Here is a 21,695-nt window from a genome sequence, read left to right as displayed (position 1 = left end):
CCATCACGAAGGGTCAATGCCGGGGCCGGGGAATTCGCCATAACTCATCCTCCCAGCCCGGAAAGCGTTTAAGAACTTACGACACGCGACACTAGCGGGTGTGGGAAATCGGGAAACAATGGCGTTCGGCGCTGACGGAACCATCTACTACACCACCTTCGACGATTACTACCTCGTCGGACCCGGCCACCTGAACGTCGTCGCCCCGGACGGAACCGTGGTCACCCATGACACGCCCGGTCAAGCGCAGAACCTCGTGCTCGGTGCGGACGGAAAGGCATATCAGACCGCGTACGACAACGCGACACAACAAACAACGGTTGTGATCGCCGGGCCGGACGGCACGATCGACACAGTCGTCGTCCCCGGCCGATCGGGACCCACCAGCGCCTACAACGCCTCGTCGCCGGTCGTGGCCGGCCCCGACGGGACCGCTTATGTCACAACGCAATCCTTCGAGTCTGGCGGCGGCTACACCACCCACGTCTCGGTGATCCCCGCCGGCGGAGGCGACGCCATCACCATAAGTCACCCGGGAGCGGCAGATGGAAACGCCGTCACGACCACGTCGGGGATCACGTACCAGACCGTGCACAACGCCGCCGGGACCACAGTGATCGTGATCAATCCCGACGGGACCCATCGCTTTGTCGACCTCGACGGAACTCCGTATCTGACCGCGGTGGACGGCAACGACGGTCGGGTCTATCAGACCACGACGATTCCGAACTACGGCTCGCCGGATGGACCGATCACAGTCGTAACCGTGTTCGCGCCCGACGGGACGGTCGAACAGACTGTGCCGATTGAAGGTTCGACGTGGGGACAGGTGGCTGTCACACCCACTGCTGTCTACCAGACCACCGTCGACGGCAGTTATCCGGACCAGACCACCACGGTCACCGCCATCACCGCCGACTCCCCACGTGACCCGATCACCGTCGAAGGCACCGGCAACTCGCCGCAACTCATCGACGAGGACGGCACACTCCTCCTCATCACGCGCGATTCCGACGGGTCGGGAACGTGGCACACCACCGTGACGACGATCCGGCCGGACGGGACCCCCACGAGCACGACGGTGGACGGCCAGTCCAACAGCTTTGTCGTCGCGCCCGATGGGACGGTCTACCTCTCGATGGAGAGCGATACGTCGGCAGAGGAACCGACCACCGTTGTGGCAATAGTCTCCACAAACGGGACGGTCGAGTACGTCCCTCTCGACGGCATCCGATACGGCGACCCGGTTACCGGCGGTGCCAACGCATTTCAGGTGACCCGGGCTGATTTCAGCTCGGCGCGCACCGTCATGGCCATCACTCCCGACGGCGTGTTCCCCACGGAGATCGACGGAGACGTGTCTGGGCTGACCGCAGGGCCAGATGGAAGTGCCTACTTTCTCACGACCGACTACTCCGATGAAACACCCACAACACAATTGCATGTGATCGAACCTGACGGAGTCACCCATCACGCCCTCACAGTTCCGGGCGCACCACGAACCGGTCCCACGTTCACCGAGGATGGCGACGTCGTGCTGACGACGTACACCGCCACCGGCATTCACACCACCACGCTGGAACGCTGACGGCCTCAAGAACAACGTCATGAATCAGTTCTGTCGGACCCACCTGCTCTACTTGTTCCACCTCGAACAAAGGAGCGAACATGGCCGACCACGCTTCCGATCTCCGCGGACTTCCCCGCTGGCATCCCGACCCCCTGGTGCGCGAGACGCTGGACCGCATCCGGCGCTGCGGGTGGGCGGTGACCGCCATCAGTGACCAGTGCTCGTGCGCATCGACCGAATGCACGGCACCGGAGTGCTCGTTCGCCTACACCACCGGCCTGCGCCTGCATGAGTTGCCGGAAATGGCGGTCTACGGGCTCGATGCACGCACCAGCGGCCACGTGCTGAACGAGCTCGGCAACGTGTTCCACCGTTACGACTGGCGTCAAGCAGTTGCGAATTCGGTTCCCGTGCAACTCGAATCGCTTGAGGTGCCCGTCATAGTGATCGAGATGCTCGACAAGTGCGATCTGCTCATCACCAACGAGATCTACCCCGATGCGCCTGTCCTGCAGGCGGTCTGGCCCGACGACCTCGGCACCTACCCGTGGGAGGTGGGCTACAGCCTTCGGCCCGAGCATCAGTACGTGAAGGGCGTGCACGACGCGAACGCGTTGCAGGTCGACGGCCCGCGTGTCATCTCCGCGTACGAGGGGATGAACCGAGCGCAACGACGCCGGGCCGCACGGAACTGGCGTCGAGGATGAACGGCGCACAGTATTGTCGGTGCCCCCGGCTACAGTGGTTTTCAGCAGATGAATGACAGGCATCGACAGTAGGTTTCGCCGATGCACCACAAATGATGACGACAAGCCCACCCTCAGATGTGGAAGGTTCCGTCATGCCCACAACAACCGCCCCCGCCCCAAGTGCCGTCGCCACGCATATCGGCGAGGTGCACTTCTTCCACAGCGCCGCCAGCATCAAGCGCCGACGACAGATTCTTGTCGGACCCCCGCGATAGTGTGTGATCAGTTTCGAGATCAGATGACAGCATGCCTCCGTGGCGACAGCCAGATGATGACCGTCCATTCTTGTCGGTGCCCCCGGCTACCGTAGCTCTCAGCAGATGAAAGACACGCATCGGCAGCGGTTTTCGCCGATGTATTTCCAACGATGACGACAAACCCACCCTTTTGATGTGGAAGGTTCCGTCATGCCCACAACAACCGCCCCCGCCCCAAGCGTCGACAGCCCACAAGTCGTCGACGCCCAGCTTCTCGACCCTGAGGGCTACCTCGGCGTGCTCACCGCGATCCGCGCAGCACTCTGGGACCTCCCACCCGGCGGCACCACACCCAGCGGCCGCCAAGCACACACCGCGATGACCCTGCTCATCGAACTGCGCGCCATCCTCGACCACCACGCCGCCACCATCGCCGCCACCCTCGACCGCCTCGGCGTCGCCCGCCACACCACCAGCAAAACATCGGCCCTGCTCATCGCCATGGGTGTCGCCCCGGCAGTAGCGCACCGCTGGTTACGCATCGGTGCAGCACAGACACCGACGTCGCGGCTACCCGGCTACACCGCCGACGGCGCAATATCTGGGGAACACGCCGACGCCATCATCGGCGGTATCGCCCACATCGGCCGACGCGCGCCCGACGGAATCTGTGACGAGGAGCGAGCAGACATCGAACACACGTTGATCGCGCAGGCCATGTCCGGCGCCACCCCCGCCGAGATCGCCACGAAAGCACGAGAACTGGGCAACACCTACGCCATCACCGCCGCAGGAGTCCCACCCGGAGAGGACCGCACCATCAACGAGTTCACCGTCACACCCACCAACGGCGGCCGCGTCGCCGTGCGCGGCGACCTCGACACCGTCACCGGCGAAAAACTCACCGCCGCCATCGAATCCTTGAACACACCCCGACCCGAACCCGACGGCTCCGACGATGCCCGCGCCCAAGGTGCCCGCAACGCCGATGCCCTCGAACTGATCCTCGACGCCGCCGCCGTCGCCGACACCACCCTGGCCACACCACCCAAAACACAGGTCTCCGTGCTGCTTCCGGCCACCGCCCCCGACAAAGCCAGCCTGCTGTGGCTGGGCCCCATCAGCCCCACCACCGCATCACTGTTGGCGTGTGACTCCACCGTCACCGACGTCGTCATCGACGGAGAAACCGTCCCCCTCCAGATGGGCACCAGCAAACGACTGTTCCCCGCACACCTACGGCGAGCCATCATCATCCGCGACCACTGCTGCATCAAATGCGGCGCCCCCGCTGGGCGCACCCACGTCCACCACATCGCGTTCTGGAGCCACGGCGGCCCCACCGACCTCGACAACGGATGCCTACTCTGCCCGTCCTGCCACGCCTACATCCATGCCAGCGACTGGGACATCATCATGGGCGCCGACCGCCACCCCTGGCTCGTACCACCCGCCACTATCGACCCCCGACGAACCCCACTGCCCGCCTACAACCGACGCACCATGACCCTCGACGACCGCATCGCCGCCTGACCCCCTGCCGGGGAAGGCATTTCACCGACTTCACCGCGCAGCACCTTTCGCGCACCCGACCCGTCGGGACCGCGCACGCCCTTTGAGAACTCCATAGCGAACCCAGCCACGCCGCGGGTGAAATGCGTTCAGCCCCACCTCCCGACGTGGGAGGTGGGGCTGAACGTGCTATCTGGTTAGCGCGAAGTCACCAGCTGGACTTCTGCACGCCCGGAAGCTCACCGGCGTGCGCCATTTCGCGCAGGCACACACGGCACAGGCCGAACTTGCGGAACACCGAGTGCGGACGACCGCACTTGTTGCACCGGGTGTAGGCCCGCACGGCGAACTTGGGCTTCTTGTTGGCCTTGTTGACCAGAGCCTTCTTTGCCATGTCAGTTGTCCTTAACGTTGTTGTCCTTGAACGGGAAGCCCAGGGCGCGAAGCAGCGCGCGGCCTTCCTCGTCCGTGGTGGCCGACGTGACGACGGTGATGTCCATACCGCGCGGCCGGTCGATGTTGTCGATGTTGATCTCGTGGAACATCGACTGCTCGTTCAGGCCGAACGTGTAATTGCCATTGCCGTCGAACTGGCGGTCGGACAGACCGCGGAAGTCGCGGATACGCGGGAGGGCGATGGACACGAGGCGATCCAGGAACTCCCACATACGGTCGCCGCGCAGCGTGGCGCGGGCACCGATCGGCATACCCTCACGCAGCTTGAACTGCGCGATGGACTTGCGGGCCCGGCGGATCTCCGGACGCTGACCGGTGATCTTCGCGAGATCCTCGACAGCGCCGTTGATGAGCTTGGCGTCGCGGGCGGCGTCACCGACACCCATGTTCACGACGACCTTCACGACGCCCGGGATCTGCATCACGTTGGCGTAGTCGAACTCTTTGTTGAGCGCGTCCTTGATCTCCTCGCGGTAGCGAGTCTTCAGGCGCGGCTGAATCTTGGTTTCGGTTGAAGTCATGTCAGATGTCCTTCCCGCTCTTGCGCGAGATCCGGACCTTCTTGCCGGACTCTTCGTCGACGCGGTAGCCGACGCGAGTCGGGTTGCCGTCGGAGTCCACGACCATCACGTTCGAGACGTGGATCGAGGCTTCCTGGGTCACGATGCCGCCGGAGGAGGCACCGCGCTCGTTCGCCGACGCGGCGGTGTGCTTCTTGATTCGGTTGACGCCCTCGACGAGAACACGCTGCTCCTTCGGGAAGGCCTGGATGACTTTGCCCTTGGCGCCCTTGTCCTTGCCCGAGATGACGATCACGGTGTCACCCTTGTGCACCTTCATGTCAGATCACCTCCGGTGCCAGCGACACGATCTTCATGAACTTCTTCTCACGCAGCTCGCGGCCGACCGGGCCGAAGATGCGGGTACCGCGGGGGTCGCTCTCACCCTTGAGGATGACGGCGGCGTTCTCGTCGAAACGGATGTAGCTTCCGTCCTGACGACGGCGCTCCTTGGTGGTGCGCACGATGACTGCCTTGACGACCTCGCCCTTCTTGACGTTGCCGCCCGGGATGGCGTCCTTGACAGTGGCGACGATCACGTCACCAATGCCGGCGTAGCGCCGCGAGGAACCGCCGAGCACGCGGATGCACAAGATTTCCTTGGCTCCGGTGTTGTCGGCGACCCGCAGGCGAGATTCCTGCTGAATCACTCGTTGGTCTCCTTGACCTGGTATTTCTGTCCGCCGGATTTCCGACCCGACGCACACGGTCTGTCACCACCGGACACACGCCTGCCTGGGCTTTTCCGCCGAAACGGACCTCCCCAGTGGGTTCGTGCGCCGATTCGCGGCACGTTCATGCCGCAGGCAACCCCACAAGTGTAGGCGAACCCGCAGGTCGGAGCCAAATCCGGTCGGCGGCCTACTCGCCAGTTGGGTCATCCGATCAAAACAGCACCCATCTGCGGCCACCCCTCGCGCGAAGCACTCACATAAGCCATCCGGGTGGAGACAACCGCCCAACCGGCATTGCTCGCGAGGCAGGGAGGCACACCGGTGACCGCAGAAAGCACGATCCAGCCCATCATCGCCGACCAGTCGATCCCGATGACCGCAGCTCAGCGCGGCATCTATTACGCCCAGCAGATCGACCCCGACGTGCCGATGTCCGTGGTGGCCTACGCCGAATTCCGCGACGATGTCGACGCCGAGATCATGCGGGCCGCGGTGGCCGCGACGAGCACCGAAACCCAATCAGGTCTGCTCCGGCTCGTCGACGACCTCGACGGTGACGACGAACCCCGCGTACTCGTCGACCACGATCGACCGATCGCGCTGGGCACTCGCGACTTCTCCGACGCCGCCGACCCGCGCGCCGCCGCCCTCGCCTGGATGGACGAGCACCGCTCGAAGTCGACCGACCTGTTCACCGACCCGCTGCTCGAGACCTACCTCCTGCGAGTCGGCCCGCGGCACGTCATCTGGTACTGCTGGGGCCACCACCTCGCCTTCGACGGATACGCCGCGATGTACATGATGGTGCGGGTCGCCGCACACTACACAGCGATCTCCGCCGGCCACGACGCGTCCGACGCCGACACCGCGACCATGGCCGAGATCGCCGACCTCGACCACGACTACCGGTCGTCGGAAAAGTTCACCCGCGATCGTGACTACTGGACCGATCATCTGGTCCCGACCCCGGAAACCACGTCGCTGTCGGGACGGTCGGAGGCGGCCGCGCCGATCGCGACGGTGCGTTCGGCCGACCTCGACGACGACCTGGTGCAACGCATCCGGTCCCTGGCCAAGGAGCACCGCGTGCGGCCGGCATCGGTGATCACGGCCGCCGTGGCCACCTACCTCGCCCGGCTCAACGACCGTTCCGAGTCGATGCTCAGCCTTCCGGTCGCCGCCCGTGACCGAGACATCCTGCGCACATCGGCGGGCCTCACCTCGAATGTCGTTCCCGTGCGGGTTGCGATCGACGAGGAGACCGCGACTGTTGCACAGGTACTGCGTGACACCAACGCCGAGATCAAACAGGCTGTGCGCCACCAGAAGTACCGCCACGAGGACATCACCGCGGAGGTCCTCGCGAGCCCGGGCGGTCGTCGAGGATTCTTCGGCCCGATGGTCAACGTCATGCTGTTCTTCGAACACATCGACTTCGGTTCCCTGCGTGGCGAACTGAACGTCCTCTCGACCGGACCCGTCGAAGACGCCTCGATCAATGTCTACGACGGCTTCACCGGCGGCATGCGGCTCGACCTGGAAGCCAACCCGAATGTCTACGCCCCGTGGGAGATCGAGGCCCACCACACGCGCATCATCGATTTCCTGACGCGCTTTGTCCTCGCCGACCCCGAACGCCACGTCGTGGAGTTGGGGCTGCTCACGCCCGCCGAGACCGACGACCTGTCCGAGCACACGAATGGCCCGACTGTTGTCACCGGCGAGCGCTCGCTCGTCGATCTGCTCGACGAGGCCGCCCGCCTGCACCCCGATGCGACGGCCATCGTCGACGCGGTGAGCGGTCACACACTCACCCATGCCGAGCTCGCCGACCGCGCCGACGCCGCTGCAGCAGCCCTCGCCGAGCGCGGCGTCGGACCGGAAAGCGTTGTCGGGGTGCGCCTTGCGCGCAGCGCCGAGCAGGTCATCGCGCTGCACGCGGTGGTACGTGCCGGTGCGGCATTCCTGCCGATCGACCCCGCCGAACCCGCCGAACGACTCGGCCACATCTTGACCACGGCGACGCCGGCGCTCGTGATCTCCGACGACGAACTGCCCGACCTCGACGGAGTCGATCAAATTGACACCGACGGAGTCGATCAAATTGACACCGACGGAGTCGATCAGATTGACACCGTCGCTCTGGATGAACTCGTCGCCGAGACCGGCACCGTCACTCCGCGCGCCCCGCACCCCGACCACGCGGCGTATGTGCTGTTCACCTCGGGCTCCACGGGTAAGCCCAAGGGGGTGGTGATCACCCACCGCGCCATCGTCAACCGGCTGCGCTGGATGCAGTCGCGCTACCCGCTCACCACCGCCGATCGAGTCCTGCAGAAGACCCCGGCGACCTTCGACGTGTCGGTCTGGGAGTTCTTCTGGCCGTTCACCACCGGCGCCACACTCGTCGTGCCGACTCCCGACGGTCACCGCGATCCGTGGTATCTACGTGACACCATCGGCCAGTTCGGTGTCACCACAACGCACTTCGTGCCCTCCATGCTGGCCGCGTTTGCCGCCACCTTCGATCCCGGCGCCGGCGAGGACGCCGATCCCGACACCGCGGCACAGCTCGCGTCGCTCCGCCAGATCTTCACCAGTGGCGAGGCACTGACACCGGCGACGGTTGGGGCGACCGCACGACTGACACCCGCACCTGTCCACAATCTGTACGGCCCCACCGAAGCCGCCATCGACGTCACGTATCACGACCATTGCTCACCCGACGCGGACGTTGTGCCCATCGGACGCCCGGTGTGGAACACCAGCGTGCATGTCCTCGATCACCGCCTGGTTCCGCAACCTCCGGGCGCCATCGGCGAGCTGTACCTGGGCGGAATGCAACTCGCGCGTGGCTACCGGTCGCGTGGCGAGCTGACCGCCACCCGCTTCATCGCGGACCCGAGCGGCTCGGGCGACCGCCTCTACCGCACCGGCGACCTCGTGCGCCGACGCGCCGACGGCGAGCTGGAGTACTTGGGCCGCACCGACTCTCAGGTCAAGATCCGCGGTCAGCGCGTCGAACTCGGCGAGATCGAGGCCGCACTGAGCCGGCTCGACGGTGTCCGGGCCGCCGGCGTGCTGCTGCGCGACGACATGGTCGCGGATGCGGCAACGGTGGTCGGTTACGTCGCGGGCAGCGGTCTCGACGATCGTGACCTGCGGGCAGAACTGGCCGACGCTCTGCCCGATCACATGGTGCCGACCGTCGTGATGGTGCTCGACGAGTTGCCGACCACCAGCAACGGCAAACTGGACCGGCGCGCACTGCCGGCGCCATCGCAGCCGGACGCCGGGAGCCATGTCGAGCCCGACGGCCCGCTCCAACGCCTCGTCGCCGACACCGTGTCCGCCGTACTCGGGATCTCGCCGATCTCGATGTCCGCCAACTTCTTCGGAATCGGCGGCAACTCGCTGTCGGCGACCCGGGTGGCCGCCCGCTTGTCCCGGGCGACCGGAACGAAGGTCGGCCTGCGCGCGGTCTTCGACACGACCGACCTCGCCTCCCTCGCAGCGCACCTGGAGGAGCAGGGGGTCGAGCTCACAACCGATACCACCGAACCACGAGACACGGCCACCGGACCGGTCCCCCTGTCCACGGCACAGCAACGCCTGTGGCTGGCGGCGCGCCTCGATCCCGATTCGGCTGCCGCATACAACATCCCGTTCACCGTACGGCTCGTCGGCGAGCTCGACACCGACGCGCTGCAGCGGGCGATCACCGATGTCGTCACCCGGCACGAACCGCTGCACAGCCTGGTCGACGAGCGCGACGGCACACCGTACATCGCGCCGCTCGATGCGGACTCGGTCCGCTTCGACCTGCCCGTCGACGACGCGTCGTCGGACCTGGCCAGCGAGCGCGACTTCGCATCCGTACCCTTCGACTTGTCCGCCGATCTGCCGATCCGAGCACGCCTCGTCCGCTCCGGCACCGACGATCATCGGCTCACCATCGTGATCCACCACATCGCCGCCGACGGCTGGTCGCTCGGCCCGCTGGCGGTCGACCTGGCGACCGCGTACCGCGCCCGCCGCGACGGGAACGAGCCCGACTGGGCGCCGCTGCCCACCACCTACTCGCAGATCAGTGCGTCCCGAAGCATCGACGTCGATGACGAACTCAGCTTCTGGACGAAAGCTCTCGACGACGCCCCTGCCGAAACCGAACTGCCGCTGGATCAATCGCGCACGATCGACGCGAACCCGGCGGGCGACACCGTCCACGCGATGCTCTCGCCGCAGACCCATCGCGCGGTGCGAGCCATCGCGGAGGCGCATGACGTCACGGTGTTCATGGTGCTGCACGCTGCTGTCGCCTCGTTGCTGCGCACCATGTCCCAGACCTCTGACATCGTGGTCGGCACGCCGGTGTCCGGTCGTGGCGACGCCGATGTCGACGGCATGGTCGGCATGTTCGTGAACACCCTCGCCCTGCGCACCGCAGTGGACAAGGATGCCTGCTTCACCGACCTGCTGGCCGACGTGCGCGACACCGACCTGAGTGCCTTCGAGAACTCCGACGTGCCGTTCGACCGAATCGTCGAGCGACTCAACCCCGAACGATCGGCCAACCTGCACCCGTTCTTCCAGGTGTCGGTCGCACTCGACGACAACTCGGCGATCGCGCTCGACTTCGCCGGCCTCACGGCGACCGCAGCCCGGATCGACACCGGACACACGAAGTTCGATCTCCAGTTCACCTTCACCGAGAACATCTCGAACTCCGGTGAGCTGAGCGGCGTTTCCGTCGAGATCGGTTATGCCACTGCCCTGTTCGAGAACGACACGGTGCGTGGCATCGCCTCCCGGCTGACGCGGACCGTCGACGCGGTCACCGCCGACCCGCAGGTCACGATCGGCGACATCCCGATGCTCGATCTGCACGAGCGGCTCGACCTGGTACCCGCCGTGGGTGCCGGACGCCGTCCGGTGGAACACCTGTCGCGGCTGCTCACGTCCGCGGTCGATTCGCAACCGCATCGCGTCGCCATCAGTGACGCCGCCACCACGCTGACCTACCGTGAACTCGACGCGGCGGCCAATCGGCTCGCGCGGCTGCTCATCGCCAACGGTGCGCGCCCGGAAACCTATGTCGCGGTGGCTCTTCCGCGTGGCATCGACTGGATCACCACGCTGTGGGCGATCGCCCGCACCGGTGCGGCATGGGTGCCGATCGATCCCAACTATCCGACCGCGCGCATCACACACATGCTGACCGACTCGGGGGCACGGCTCCTCGTCACCGACTCCGCATCCGATCCCGGCGCTGCCATTCACACACTGCGTCTCGACGACGCCGAGGTGCGGACCGCGCGCGACGCGAAATCCGCCGGGCCCATTGGTGATGCCGAACTGTCGCTCCCGCGAGACGTCGACCATCCGGCCTACCTGATCTATACGTCCGGAACCACCGGAACACCCAAGGGAGTGGTCGTCGGACACCGTGGTCTCGCCGACTTCGCGGCGCAGCAGGTGACCGATTTCGGCATCACACCCGACAGCCACACGATGCACATGGCCTCCCCCAGCTTCGACGCCTCGGTGCTCGAGGTGCTGATGGCGGTCTCCGCGGCGGCGACGATGCACATCGTGCCGCCCGGCGTGGTCGGCGGATCCGAACTCGCCGACCTGATGCGCGATCGCCGCGTCACGCACGCCTTCCTCACCCCGTCCGTGCTGACCACGATGTCGCCCGAGCAGGTACCCGACCTGCAGGCGCTCGTGATCGGCGGCGAGCACCCGAATCCGGCTGTGGTGCGCCAATGGTCGGCCGGTCCGGCACTGTTCAACGCCTACGGCCCCACCGAGACCACCGTGGTCGCCACCGTGTCGTCGGCGATCCGCCCCGACTATTCGACACTGACCATCGGGCGTCCGATCCGCGGTATCGCCGCGATGGTGCTCGACGAGCGCCTGCGTCCCGTCATGCCGGGCGCGGTGGGCGAGCTCTACATCGCCGGCGACCATCTCGCCCGCGGCTACCACGGTGTGCGCCCTCTGACGTCCAAGCGATTCATCGCCAACCCGTACGGACATCCGGGCGAGCGCATGTACCGCACCGGCGATCTGGTGCGCTGGACCTCCGACCACGAGCTCGAGTTCCGTGGCCGCGCCGATCATCAGACCAAGATCCGGGGACACCGGATCGAGCTGGGTGAGATCGACGCCGCACTCGCCGACGACGACGCGGTGGTCGCGGCCGTCACCACCACCCACGGCTCCGGTGCGCAAACGCGCCTCGTCTCCTACGTGACGACCGTCGCCGACGCAGGCGCCGTCGGGGACATTCGCGGTCGTCTTGCGGATCGTCTGCCCCGCCACATGATCCCGTCGGCGATCATCGAACTCGACGAGATCCCCAAGACGCCGATCGGCAAGGTCGATCTGCGCGCCCTGCCCGAGCCCGACGCACTTGTCGGCCCGGAAGGTGACATCGCCTATGTGGCACCCGACTCCGAGGCCGAGCGCCGGATCGCGGACCTGATCGCCGAACGCCTGCAGCTCGACCCGGGCAGCGTCGGACGCAACCACGACTTCTTCGATCTCGGCGGCAACTCCCTGCTCGCCACCCAGATCGTCGGCGCCCTCGAACAGCTCGCCGGGCGCCGGATCACGGTGCGCGAGGTGTTCGAACACTCCACCGTCGCCGAACTCGCCCGACTCACCGGACCGGCCGACCCACGGCCGCTCGCCACCCTGCACCATGACCCCGATGCGGATGTGCCGGTCGGTCCGGCACAGCGGCAGCTGTGGTTCCTGAACCAGCTCGACGGTTCCGACGACACCGAATCCGGTTCGGCCGCATACTCGATCGCGTTTGCTCTCGACCTGCGCGGTGACCTCGACATCGACGCGCTCGCCGGCGCGCTGCGCCACGCGGTCGATCGGCATGAGCCACTGCGCACCGTGTTTCCCGACCACGACGGACTTCCCGTCATGGACATCCGGCCCGCCGACGACGTCGACCTCACGCTCACACCCGTCGACGTCTCCGACGCCGACTGGAAAGAACAGGCGCAGCACCTCGCAAGGTCACGGTTCGACCTCACGCAGGAGGTGCCGCTGCGCGTCCGACTTCACCGCATCGACGGTGATCGGGCACATCACAAGCTGACCATCGTCGTGCATCACATTGCCGCCGACGGATGGTCGATGGCGCCGCTGGGGCGAGACATCGCCGGCGCCTACGCGGACCTGAGCGCCGGTCGATCACCGGCTCAGGCTGCACTTCGAGTCGGTTATCGCGACTACTTGCGTTGGCAGGCCGAGAATCTCGGTCCGGCAGCCGACGGCTCGCGTATGGCCGACCTCGCCGGGTGGTGGCGTCGAGAGCTCGACGGCCTCGACGCCACCGGAACCCTGGTGCCTGACTCGAACGCCGCGGCCATCCGCACCGCGGGCGTCGTGGAGGTCGACTTCGACGCCGACCTGCGCCGCAAGCTGGTGTCGCTGGCCGGCGGCAAGGCCACCGAGTTCATGACCGTTCATGCCGTGTTCGCGGCCCTGCTCCACCGGCTGCACGGCGACCCGGACGTGCACCTCGCCGGTGCGGATTCCGATGTCGTCATCGGCACCCCGGTGGCGGGGCGCGCCGATCCCCGGCTCGCCGACCTCGTCGGCATGTTCGTCAACTCGGTGGTCTTGCGCACCAAGGTCGACGGTGACGCCGGCTTCTCGGCGCTGCTCGACACCATCCGCTCCACCGATCTCGAAGCGCTGTCGCAGGCCGACATGCCCTTCGAGGAGATCGTGTCCATGCTCAACCCGCCTCGCACACAGACGCATCCGATCTTCCAGATCGCACTGGCCGTCGACGCTTCGGTGTCCGACAACCCGGCGCCTTCCGCGTCGGGGCCGAGCCTGGCCGGGCTCGAGGTGACCACGGACGAGATCGACACCGGAGCAGCGCGATTCGACCTCGAACTGCGTATGCGCGGCGACGTCGCCCGATTCACCTACGCCACCGATGTCTTCGGCCATGAGCGGATCACCGCGCTGGCGGATACCTTCATCCGGTTGGCCCGGGCGATCGTGGACGATCCCGACGCACCTATCGACAGTCTGCCGATCCTCACCGATCGGGAAACCTCCGCCGTGCCGGCGCCGACCGAGCCGGTTCATCTCGCCGACATCTTCGAACGCACGGCACGCGAGCACGCCGACGCCGTCGCAATCGATGACGGCGTGGCCACGATGACCTACGCCGACCTCGACGCCGCGTCCGACGAGTGGGCGTTTCGACTGCACGCCCTGGACATCGGCGCCGACGACGTCATCGCCGTCGCCCTCGACCGCTCACTGGATCTCGTGGTTGCCGTGTGGGCGATCGCCAAGGCCGGCGCGACCGTCCTGCCGATCGACTCCCGGTACCCGGCGCAGCGCGTTGAGCACATGATCGCCGATTCCGGCGCCGTTCTCGGCATCACGTCGAGCGATCGCTTCGACACGGTGCCGCGCGGGATCTGGTGGCTCTCGACGGAATCGCTCTCCCAGTCCGGACCCGACGCACCGCCCACCGGGTGGCCGCCGGCCCGGCACACCGACAGCCTGGCCTACATCGTCTACACGTCTGGTTCCACCGGAAAGCCCAAGGGCGTCAGCGTCACCCATCGTGGACTCGCCACTTTCGCCGTGGCGCAGCAACAGCGCTACGACATCGGTGTCGGGGACCGCAGCCTGCACTTCGCCTCGCCGGCCTTCGACGCCACGATGCTCGAGTTCTTGCTGGCCTTCTCCACCGGGGCGACGATGGTGATCGCGCCGTCGACCATCTACGGTGGCGACGAACTCGTCGAGTTCCTCGCCGAACAGGCGGTGACGCACGCCTTCATCACGCCCGCAGCGCTCGCCGCGGCACGCGCACATCCGCTGCCCGACCTGCGCACCCTCGGCGTCGGCGGGGAGGCGTCCACCCCAGAGCTGTTGGCGCGCTGGGCTCCCGGACGCCGGTACATCAACTGCTACGGCCCCACCGAGACCACCATCGTCGCCACCATGTCGCAGCCGCTGGCGGCGGGAGACGCGATCACGATCGGCTCCCCGGTCGACGGCTGCGGTGTACACGTTCTCGACCGGCATCTGCGGCCCGTGCCCGATCACGTGCCCGGCGACCTGTACCTGTCCGGTCCGGGTGTTGCGCGTGGCTATCTGAATCGCCGCGGCCTCACCGCGACCCGTTTCGTCGCCGATCCTGAGGTACCCGGTGCCGTCATGTACCGCACCGGCGACATCGTGCACCGCGCGTTCGACGGATCGCTGATCTATCACGGCCGCAGCGACAATCAGGTCAAGGTCCGCGGTTTCCGGATCGAGCTCGACGAGGTGTCGGCAGCCCTGTCTGCGGTCGACGGCGTCGACTTCGCCACCACCGTCGTCCGTGGCCGCGGCGCGGACGCCACGCTCGTCGGGTACGTGACGCACGATGCCGACGGTCCGGCGCCGGACGAGCGCACGATCCTATCCGCCGTCCGCGGCCGGCTCCCGCGCCACATGGTGCCCGCCGCCGTGGTCATCCTGGACCGGATTCCGTTGACCGGTAACGGAAAACTCGACCAACGCGCTCTCCCGGAGCCGGGTCCTGCCGTCACCGACACCGCGGGACGCGCTCCCACCTCGCGCACCGAGTCAGCGCTCGTCGAGATCCTCGCGGAGGTCCTGGGTCGCAACACGGAAGAGGTCGGCGCCGACGACGACTTCTTCGACGTGGGCGGCACCTCGTTGCAGGCGACCGCCGTCGTCAGCCGAATCAACCGTCATCACCTCGGGGAGCGTATCCGGGTGCGCGATCTGTTCGACCATCCCACCGCGGAGAAGTTGGCCCCGCTGGTGTCGTTCCCGGATGATCTCCACCTGGCCGACATGCCCGAAACCCAAGACCTGCCGACCGAACGGCCGGTTGATGTTCCCCTCGCACCGATGCAGCGCCGCCTGTGGTCGGTGGCCACGGCCGCACCGGATTCCACCGAATACGTGATGCCGTTCGCGCTGCGCCTGCGTGGCGAACTGGACCGGGAGGCGTTGCGGGCAGCACTGACCGATCTCGTTGCGCGGCACACGAGTCTGCGGACGGTGTATCCGATGGGCGACGGCGGTCCGGTGGCCCGGGTTCTCGACGATCCCGCCGCGGTCATCGGCGACCTCGCCCCGCGCGAAACCTATGATCCGAGTGCCGCGATGGCCCGAATCGCCGGTCGCCCCTTCGACCTTGCCGAGGATGCTTCCCTGCGGGCATCGCTGTGGCGGGACATTTCCGACCGCGGCGACGACGACGAACACTTGCTTGTGCTCGTCGTGCATCACATCGCGGCCGACGGCGCGTCGCTACCAACCCTGGTCGGCGATCTGATCGAGGCGTATCGCAGCCGGCGAGCCGGTCGATCGCAGCGCTGGGACGCGGCAGCCATCGACTACCGCGACTACGCGCTCGAGATGGCCGACGATGCAGACGCACAACAGGATCTGCCGTTCTGGACCAACGCGCTGGCCGATGCGCCGGCCGAGACCACCATCGCGGGCCGTCGCACCTCGCGGGATGGGAGCCCTCACGGTCCCGGAACCGCCGGGTCGGTCAGCGCCCCGATCGACGCCGAACTGCATGCCGGGCTGCTCCGGCTCGCCCGTTCGCGCTCGACCACGCCGTTCTCGCTGCTGCACACCGGCCTGGCAATCCTGCTCAACCGACTGGGCGTGGGACGCGACGTGGTCATCGGCACCCCGGTGGCCAATCGGGAGGCCCCGGCGGGATCCGCGCGCGACTACTCCGGCGTGATCGGCATGTTCGTCAACACCCTGGCGTTGCGCACCGTCGTCGCACCGGGTGAATCGGTGTCGGAGTTGATCGCACGCACGCGCGACGACGACCTGGCCGCGCTCGACCGTCGGTCCACACCGTTCGACGACGTCGTCGCAGCACTCAATCCGGAACGCGAGCAAGGCCGGCATCCGCTGTTCCAGATTGCGCTGTCGGTGCACGATTTCGCCTCCGGGATGACCGGCGACGATCTCTCGATGGATGACGATCTGAGGTTGTCGGCGTCCGAGATCGACGCTCCGACCGCGAAATTCGATCTCCAGTTCACCGTCACCGGTGTCCATGCCGACGCGCAGCGGCCGCGGGTCACCCTCACCTACGACACCGACCGCTACCGTCACGACGACGCCGATCTGCTGATCACTCGCCTGCTGCGGGTGGTGCGGGCGATGGTCTGCGATCCGGGCCGCGCAGTGGGCGACGTCCGCATCACCGATCCACTCGAGGTCGCCGCCCTCACCCCGGCGGTGGGGCCCGACCCGGGGATGCCGAAGACCTTCGGGGCGCTGCTCGACGACGCGGTTCGGCGTAATCCCGATGGCTTCGCCGCCATCACCGACACCGAGTCGATCACCTACGCCGAGCTCGACGCCCGGTCCAACCGGTTGGCGCGGGTACTTCTCGGTCGCGGGGTCGCCGATCACACCGAACCGGTGGTCGCGATGGCCGTCGAGCGTTCCATCGATGCGCTGGTGGCCATCTGGGCGATCGTGAAGTCCGGTGCCGCCTACGTCCCGGTGGACCCGACCTACCCGTCCGACCGCGTGGCGCACATGCTCGCCGACAGCGGCGCGCGCCTGGTGATCACCACCTCCTCGGGTGCGCAGCGCCTCGACACCGATCTGCCCACCCTGCGGCTCGACGACCGAGCGGTTCGCACCCGGATCGGTCATTCGTCGCCGGCCGCGATCACCGACGCCGAACGGTCGCGCCGGGTTCACCCCGATCAGTTGGCCTATGTGATCTACACGTCGGGTTCGACCGGCACCCCGAAGGGAGTGCTCGTCCCGCATTCGGGGCTGCGGGCCGTCCACGACGAGCTGGCGCAGCGGCTGGGGCCGGGACCCACCTCACGGGTCCTGCATTTCGCGTCGCCCAGTTTCGACGCCTCGGTTCTCGAGTTCCTGTTGGCCGCATGCGGTTCGGCGACGCTGGTGATCGCACCGACCGACGTCTACGGTGGTCGCGGACTGGAAGACTTCATCGACCGGCACGGCGTGACGCACGCGTTCATCACCCCGGCCGCCGTGGCCAGCATGGACCCGAAGGAGGTGCCGTCGCTGCGCTCGCTCGCCGTCGGCGGCGAGGACTTCGGCACCGAACTGGTCCGACGCTGGGCACCCGGACGCACCATGGTCAACGTCTACGGACCCACCGAGACCACGATCATCACCACCGGCAGCCAACCGCTCACCGCGCGTAGCGAATTGACGATCGGCACACCCAACAACGGGGTGGGCGCGGTGGTTCTCGACGAGCGCCTGCACCCGGTTCCCGCCGGTGTCACCGGCGAGCTGTACCTGATCGGCGCGCAGGTCACCCGCGGCTACCATCGCCGCCCCGACCTGACGTCGGTGCGATTCGTACCGGCGCCCATGGTCACCGGACCCCGCTACGCGGGACGCCGCATGTACCGGACGGGCGATCTCGTGCAGTGGACCGACGACGGACGCATCGCCTACGTCGGACGTAGCGACACGCAGGTTCAGGTACGCGGATTCCGCATCGAACTCGGCGAGATCGACGATGCCCTCGCCGCTCATCGCGACGTCGACTTCGCGGTCACCGTCGTCGACGACGCCGGCAGCGCACCGACCCTGCGGAGTTATGTGACTGCTGCCCAGGCGAACTCGCCCGAACCAGACACGTTGCGTCGCCACCTGGCCCGCGCGCTGCCCCGCCACATGGTGCCGGCCACGATCACGGTGCTCGATGAGATCCCGATGACACCGGTCGGCAAACTCGACCGCAGCGCACTCCCGGCGCCGGTGATCGCCGAACGCCGAACGCCGCGTCCGGGGCTGGAAACCACCGTGGCCCAGGCCTTTGCCGAGGTACTCGGGATCGACGAGGATGCGGTCGGGGCCGACGACGGGTTCTTCGATCTCGGCGGCAACTCGCTGATGGCCACCTCGGTCACCGCGCGGCTCACCGAGGCGACCGGATACGACGTCGCAGCCCAGATCCTGTTCACGGCACCGACTCCCGCCGAGTTGGCCGCCGCTCTGACCGACGACCCGGACGGTGCACCGCATGCCGATTCCCTGGCCCCGGTGCTGCCGTTGCGGCGCGGCGCACCCGACGGTCCGGCTCCGCTGTTCGTCGTCCATCCGGCGATCGGTCTGTCCTGGAGTTTCGCGTCGTTGCTGCCGCACCTGCCCGCCGACCGTGCGGTGTACGGACTGCAGAATCCGATGCTGTCGGGCCGACCGGCCTCCGACACGATCGGCGATCTCGCCGCCGACTACGTCGACCGGATCCGGGCGATCGTCCCCGACGGGCCGTATCACCTTCTCGGCTGGTCGCTCGGCGGCCTGATCGCGCAGGAGATGGCGGTACAGCTGCAGGAGGCGGGCGACGAGGTGGGACAGCTGATCCTGCTCGACTCGTTCGTCATCGCGGACCGCCCCGAGTACCAGACCGAGCCGTCGCTGGCCGAGCTGATGAAGGAATTCGGCATCACCACAACGGATGTCGATGTCGAGCCGACCGTGCAGGAGGTGCGCACGGCGGTTGCGGCTGCCGGCGGCATTCTGGGCGCCATGTGCGAGCAGGACTTCGATGCGGTGCATCGGGCCTTCCGGCACGCAACACCGCTGGCCGCCGACTGGCGGCCCCGCACGTACGACGGCGACGCGACCTTCGTTTCGGCGACCATCGACCCGCCGGCGGGGCAGCGCGCGGTGGACGACTGGCACACCGCCATCGCCGGCCAGGTCACCGAAGTGAAGACGTCGTGCACGCATGCGCGAATGCTGCTGCCCGAGAACGTCGTCGACTACATCCACGCAATCGACGGAGCAGACGCCCAACAGGCACCCACCGAACAACAGGAGGAACAACGATGACCAACCCGTTCGACAACACCGACGGAGTCTTCCGGGTCCTTGTCAACGACGAGAACCAGCATTCGCTGTGGCCCGATTTCGCCCCGGTCCCGGACGGCTGGCGCACCGTGTTCGGACCGGAGGGTCACGACGAGTGCCTCGCCTACGTCGAGGAGAACTGGCGAGACATGCGGCCCGCCAGCCTGATCCGCGCGATGGATCAGGCCGGCGCCGCGAGGCAGACTGCCGCAGGAAAGAACGAGGAGGAGACACATGGGACGGCACAGCATGACTGAACCGGCAGCCGCACTGCGTATCCGGGGTCTGCGCAAGACGTTCCGTTCGGGCTTCCTCGGCCGCGGCCCCCGCGTCCATGCGCTCGACGGACTCGACCTCACCGTTCCCAAGGGCACCGTGTGCGCGCTGCTCGGCCCCAACGGCGCGGGTAAGACCACCACCGTGCGGGCGGTCGCCACGCTGATGACACCCGACGAAGGGTCGGTGGTGATCGACGGCGTCGACGCCCTCGCCGACCCGGAGCGCGCCCGCGAGATCATCGGTGTCTCCGGCCAGTACGCCGCGGTCGACGGTAACCTCACCGGATTCGAGAACCTTCGGATGGTGGCTCAGCTCTATGGCCACTCGCGCGCCGAGGCACGTTCTCGAGCAAGCGAACTCATCTCCGACCTCGATCTCACCGACGCCGCGGACCGCCCCATGCGCACCTACTCGGGCGGCATGCGCCGGCGCCTCGACCTGGCGGGCGCGCTGATCAACCGCCCCCGACTGCTGATCCTGGACGAGCCGACGACCGGCCTGGATCCGCGTGGCCGACGACAGATCTGGGAGGTGATCGCCGACCAGGTGGCCTCGGGCACCACGGTCCTGTTGACCACCCAATATCTCGAGGAGGCCGACGAACTCGCCGACGAGATCACCGTGATCGACCACGGCACGATCCGCGCCCAGGGTTCGGCCGAGCAACTCAAGGCCAGCACCGTCGAGTCGATTCTCACGGTGGAGATCTCCGAGGCGGTATCGGACGAGCGCAAGGCCGGTCGCATCGCGACGACGCTGGCCGAGATCGGCTTGGGTATGCCCGAGCACGTGGACGAGACGCGTTGGTCGGTTCCGGTCTCCGACGGCTCGCGCAGTGCGGTCGAAGCGGTCAAGGCCCTCGGAGCGCTCGACGTCGACGTTGTCGATGCCACCGTGACCTCACCCACCCTCGACGACGTCTTCCTGGCGCTGACGGGCCGCGATCACGACACGCCGTCGTCGGCCTCGACACGCACCACAGAAACGGAGCAGGCACATGTTCGCTGACACTGCCGTCCTCGTCGAACGAAATCTTCTCACCGTCAAACGAATTCCCACTCTGCTCATCGGTGCGACCATCCAGCCGCTGATGTTCGTGTTCCTGTTCGCCTACGTCTTCGGTGCGACATTCGGCGGTGGGACCTACCGAGAGTTCCTGATGGCCGGGATCTTCACGCAGACCGTGGTGTTCAACGCGGCGTTCACCACCGTCGGGCTGGCCACCGACACCTCCGACGGCATCATCGACCGCCTGCGGTCACTGCCGATGTCGCGACTGGGGGTGATCGCGGCCCGGGTGTCGTCGGACATGCTGCTCGGCATCATCGGACTCGGAGTCATGGTGGTGTGCGGTCTGGCGATCGGCTGGCGGATACAGGGCAGTGCCGCCGATGCCGCTGCGGCCTTCGGCGTGATCGTGTTGTTCGCACTGGCGATGGCCTGGGTCGGCGCGGTGACCGGTCTGGTCGCACCCAACGTCGAAGCCGCGCAGAGTATCGGGTTCCTGTGGATGTTCCCGGTGACGTTCCTGTCGAGCGCGTTCATCTCGGCGCAGAGCCTGCCGGGACCGCTGCGCACCATCGCCGAGTGGAATCCGGTGACCGCGGTGGCCACTGCGAGCCGGCAGTTGTTCGGCAACACCGCGCCACCCGATTTCCCGCCCGCCACCGGATGGGTCGCCGACCATGCGATCGGCTATTCGATCGGCTGCAGTCTCGCGATCCTGGCGATCTGCGTGCCCGTCTCGCTGGTCCTCTACCGGCGAGCCGCGCACCGTTGATCGAGGGGACTTCTGCCAT

Annotated in this window: 12 protein-coding genes; 8 read left to right on the top strand and 4 right to left on the bottom strand. The window is 67.1% G+C overall.

Annotated elements, in window-relative coordinates; all coding sequences use genetic code 11:
- Positions 1–100 precede the first annotated feature (100 nt).
- From ABZW74_RS10000 to ABZW74_RS09985, 4 genes are all read left to right on the top strand, one after another.
- A complete protein-coding gene (locus ABZW74_RS10000; protein ID WP_355275972.1) occupies positions 101–1,588 on the top strand; it encodes a hypothetical protein in 1,488 nt (495 codons plus the stop codon).
- Between the two features lie 80 nt (positions 1,589–1,668).
- Entirely contained in the window at positions 1,669–2,277 is a 609-nt protein-coding gene (locus tag ABZW74_RS09995; RefSeq protein WP_355275970.1) for a DUF4262 domain-containing protein, read from the top strand.
- A gap of 134 nt (positions 2,278–2,411) precedes the next feature.
- Complete coding sequence (locus ABZW74_RS09990) at positions 2,412–2,534, top strand: hypothetical protein (protein WP_355275968.1); 123 nt, start codon at positions 2,412–2,414, stop codon at positions 2,532–2,534.
- 192 nt (positions 2,535–2,726) lie between these two features.
- Positions 2,727–4,049 carry a DUF222 domain-containing protein gene (locus ABZW74_RS09985; RefSeq protein ID WP_355275967.1) on the top strand — a complete coding sequence of 441 codons (1,323 nt, stop codon included), beginning with the start codon at positions 2,727–2,729 and terminating at the stop codon, positions 4,047–4,049.
- Positions 4,050–4,236: 187 nt separating this feature from the next.
- Here the strand turns inward: ABZW74_RS09985 and ABZW74_RS09980 are convergent, their stop codons facing one another.
- Genes ABZW74_RS09980 through rplN form a run of 4 tightly spaced genes read right to left on the bottom strand, consistent with a single transcriptional unit; the run spans position 4,237 to position 5,694 of the window.
- Positions 4,237–4,422 (bottom strand): type Z 30S ribosomal protein S14, encoded by a 186-nt coding sequence (locus ABZW74_RS09980; protein ID WP_012835401.1) that lies wholly within the window; start codon positions 4,420–4,422, stop codon positions 4,237–4,239.
- A gap of 1 nt (position 4,423) precedes the next feature.
- Positions 4,424–5,005: a 50S ribosomal protein L5 gene (gene rplE / locus ABZW74_RS09975; protein ID WP_355275964.1), complete on the bottom strand. Its 582-nt coding sequence runs from the start codon at positions 5,003–5,005 to the stop codon at positions 4,424–4,426.
- A 1-nt stretch (position 5,006) separates the two neighbouring features.
- On the bottom strand, positions 5,007–5,324 hold the full coding sequence (rplX, locus tag ABZW74_RS09970; RefSeq protein WP_355275962.1) for a 50S ribosomal protein L24: 318 nt from the start codon (positions 5,322–5,324) through the stop codon (positions 5,007–5,009).
- Position 5,325: 1 nt separating this feature from the next.
- On the bottom strand, positions 5,326–5,694 hold the full coding sequence (rplN, locus tag ABZW74_RS09965) for a 50S ribosomal protein L14 (protein WP_348809172.1): 369 nt from the start codon (positions 5,692–5,694) through the stop codon (positions 5,326–5,328).
- 396 nt (positions 5,695–6,090) lie between these two features.
- On the opposite strand from rplN, the gene ABZW74_RS09960 reads away from it, so the two are divergent.
- Genes ABZW74_RS09960 through ABZW74_RS09945 form a run of 4 tightly spaced genes read left to right on the top strand, consistent with a single transcriptional unit; the run spans position 6,091 to position 21,676 of the window.
- Positions 6,091–19,599: an amino acid adenylation domain-containing protein gene (locus tag ABZW74_RS09960; RefSeq protein WP_355275980.1), complete on the top strand. Its 13,509-nt coding sequence runs from the start codon at positions 6,091–6,093 to the stop codon at positions 19,597–19,599.
- Positions 19,596–19,874: an MbtH family protein gene (locus ABZW74_RS09955; protein ID WP_355275960.1), complete on the top strand. Its 279-nt coding sequence runs from the start codon at positions 19,596–19,598 to the stop codon at positions 19,872–19,874. The genes ABZW74_RS09960 and ABZW74_RS09955 overlap by 4 nt, the downstream gene beginning before the upstream one ends.
- The gene (locus ABZW74_RS09950; protein ID WP_355275958.1) at positions 19,852–20,904 is read left to right on the top strand and encodes an ATP-binding cassette domain-containing protein; all 1,053 of its coding nucleotides are present in this window, start codon (positions 19,852–19,854) and stop codon (positions 20,902–20,904) included. The genes ABZW74_RS09955 and ABZW74_RS09950 overlap by 23 nt, the downstream gene beginning before the upstream one ends.
- Positions 20,894–21,676: an ABC transporter permease gene (locus ABZW74_RS09945; RefSeq protein WP_355275956.1), complete on the top strand. Its 783-nt coding sequence runs from the start codon at positions 20,894–20,896 to the stop codon at positions 21,674–21,676. The genes ABZW74_RS09950 and ABZW74_RS09945 overlap by 11 nt, the downstream gene beginning before the upstream one ends.
- Positions 21,677–21,695 lie beyond the last annotated feature (19 nt).

It is taken from the genome of Gordonia sp. NPDC003585 (assembly GCF_040610755.1).
Lineage (GTDB): Bacteria > Actinomycetota > Actinomycetes > Mycobacteriales > Mycobacteriaceae > Gordonia.
This window is presented reverse-complemented; position numbering and strand designations above follow the sequence as displayed.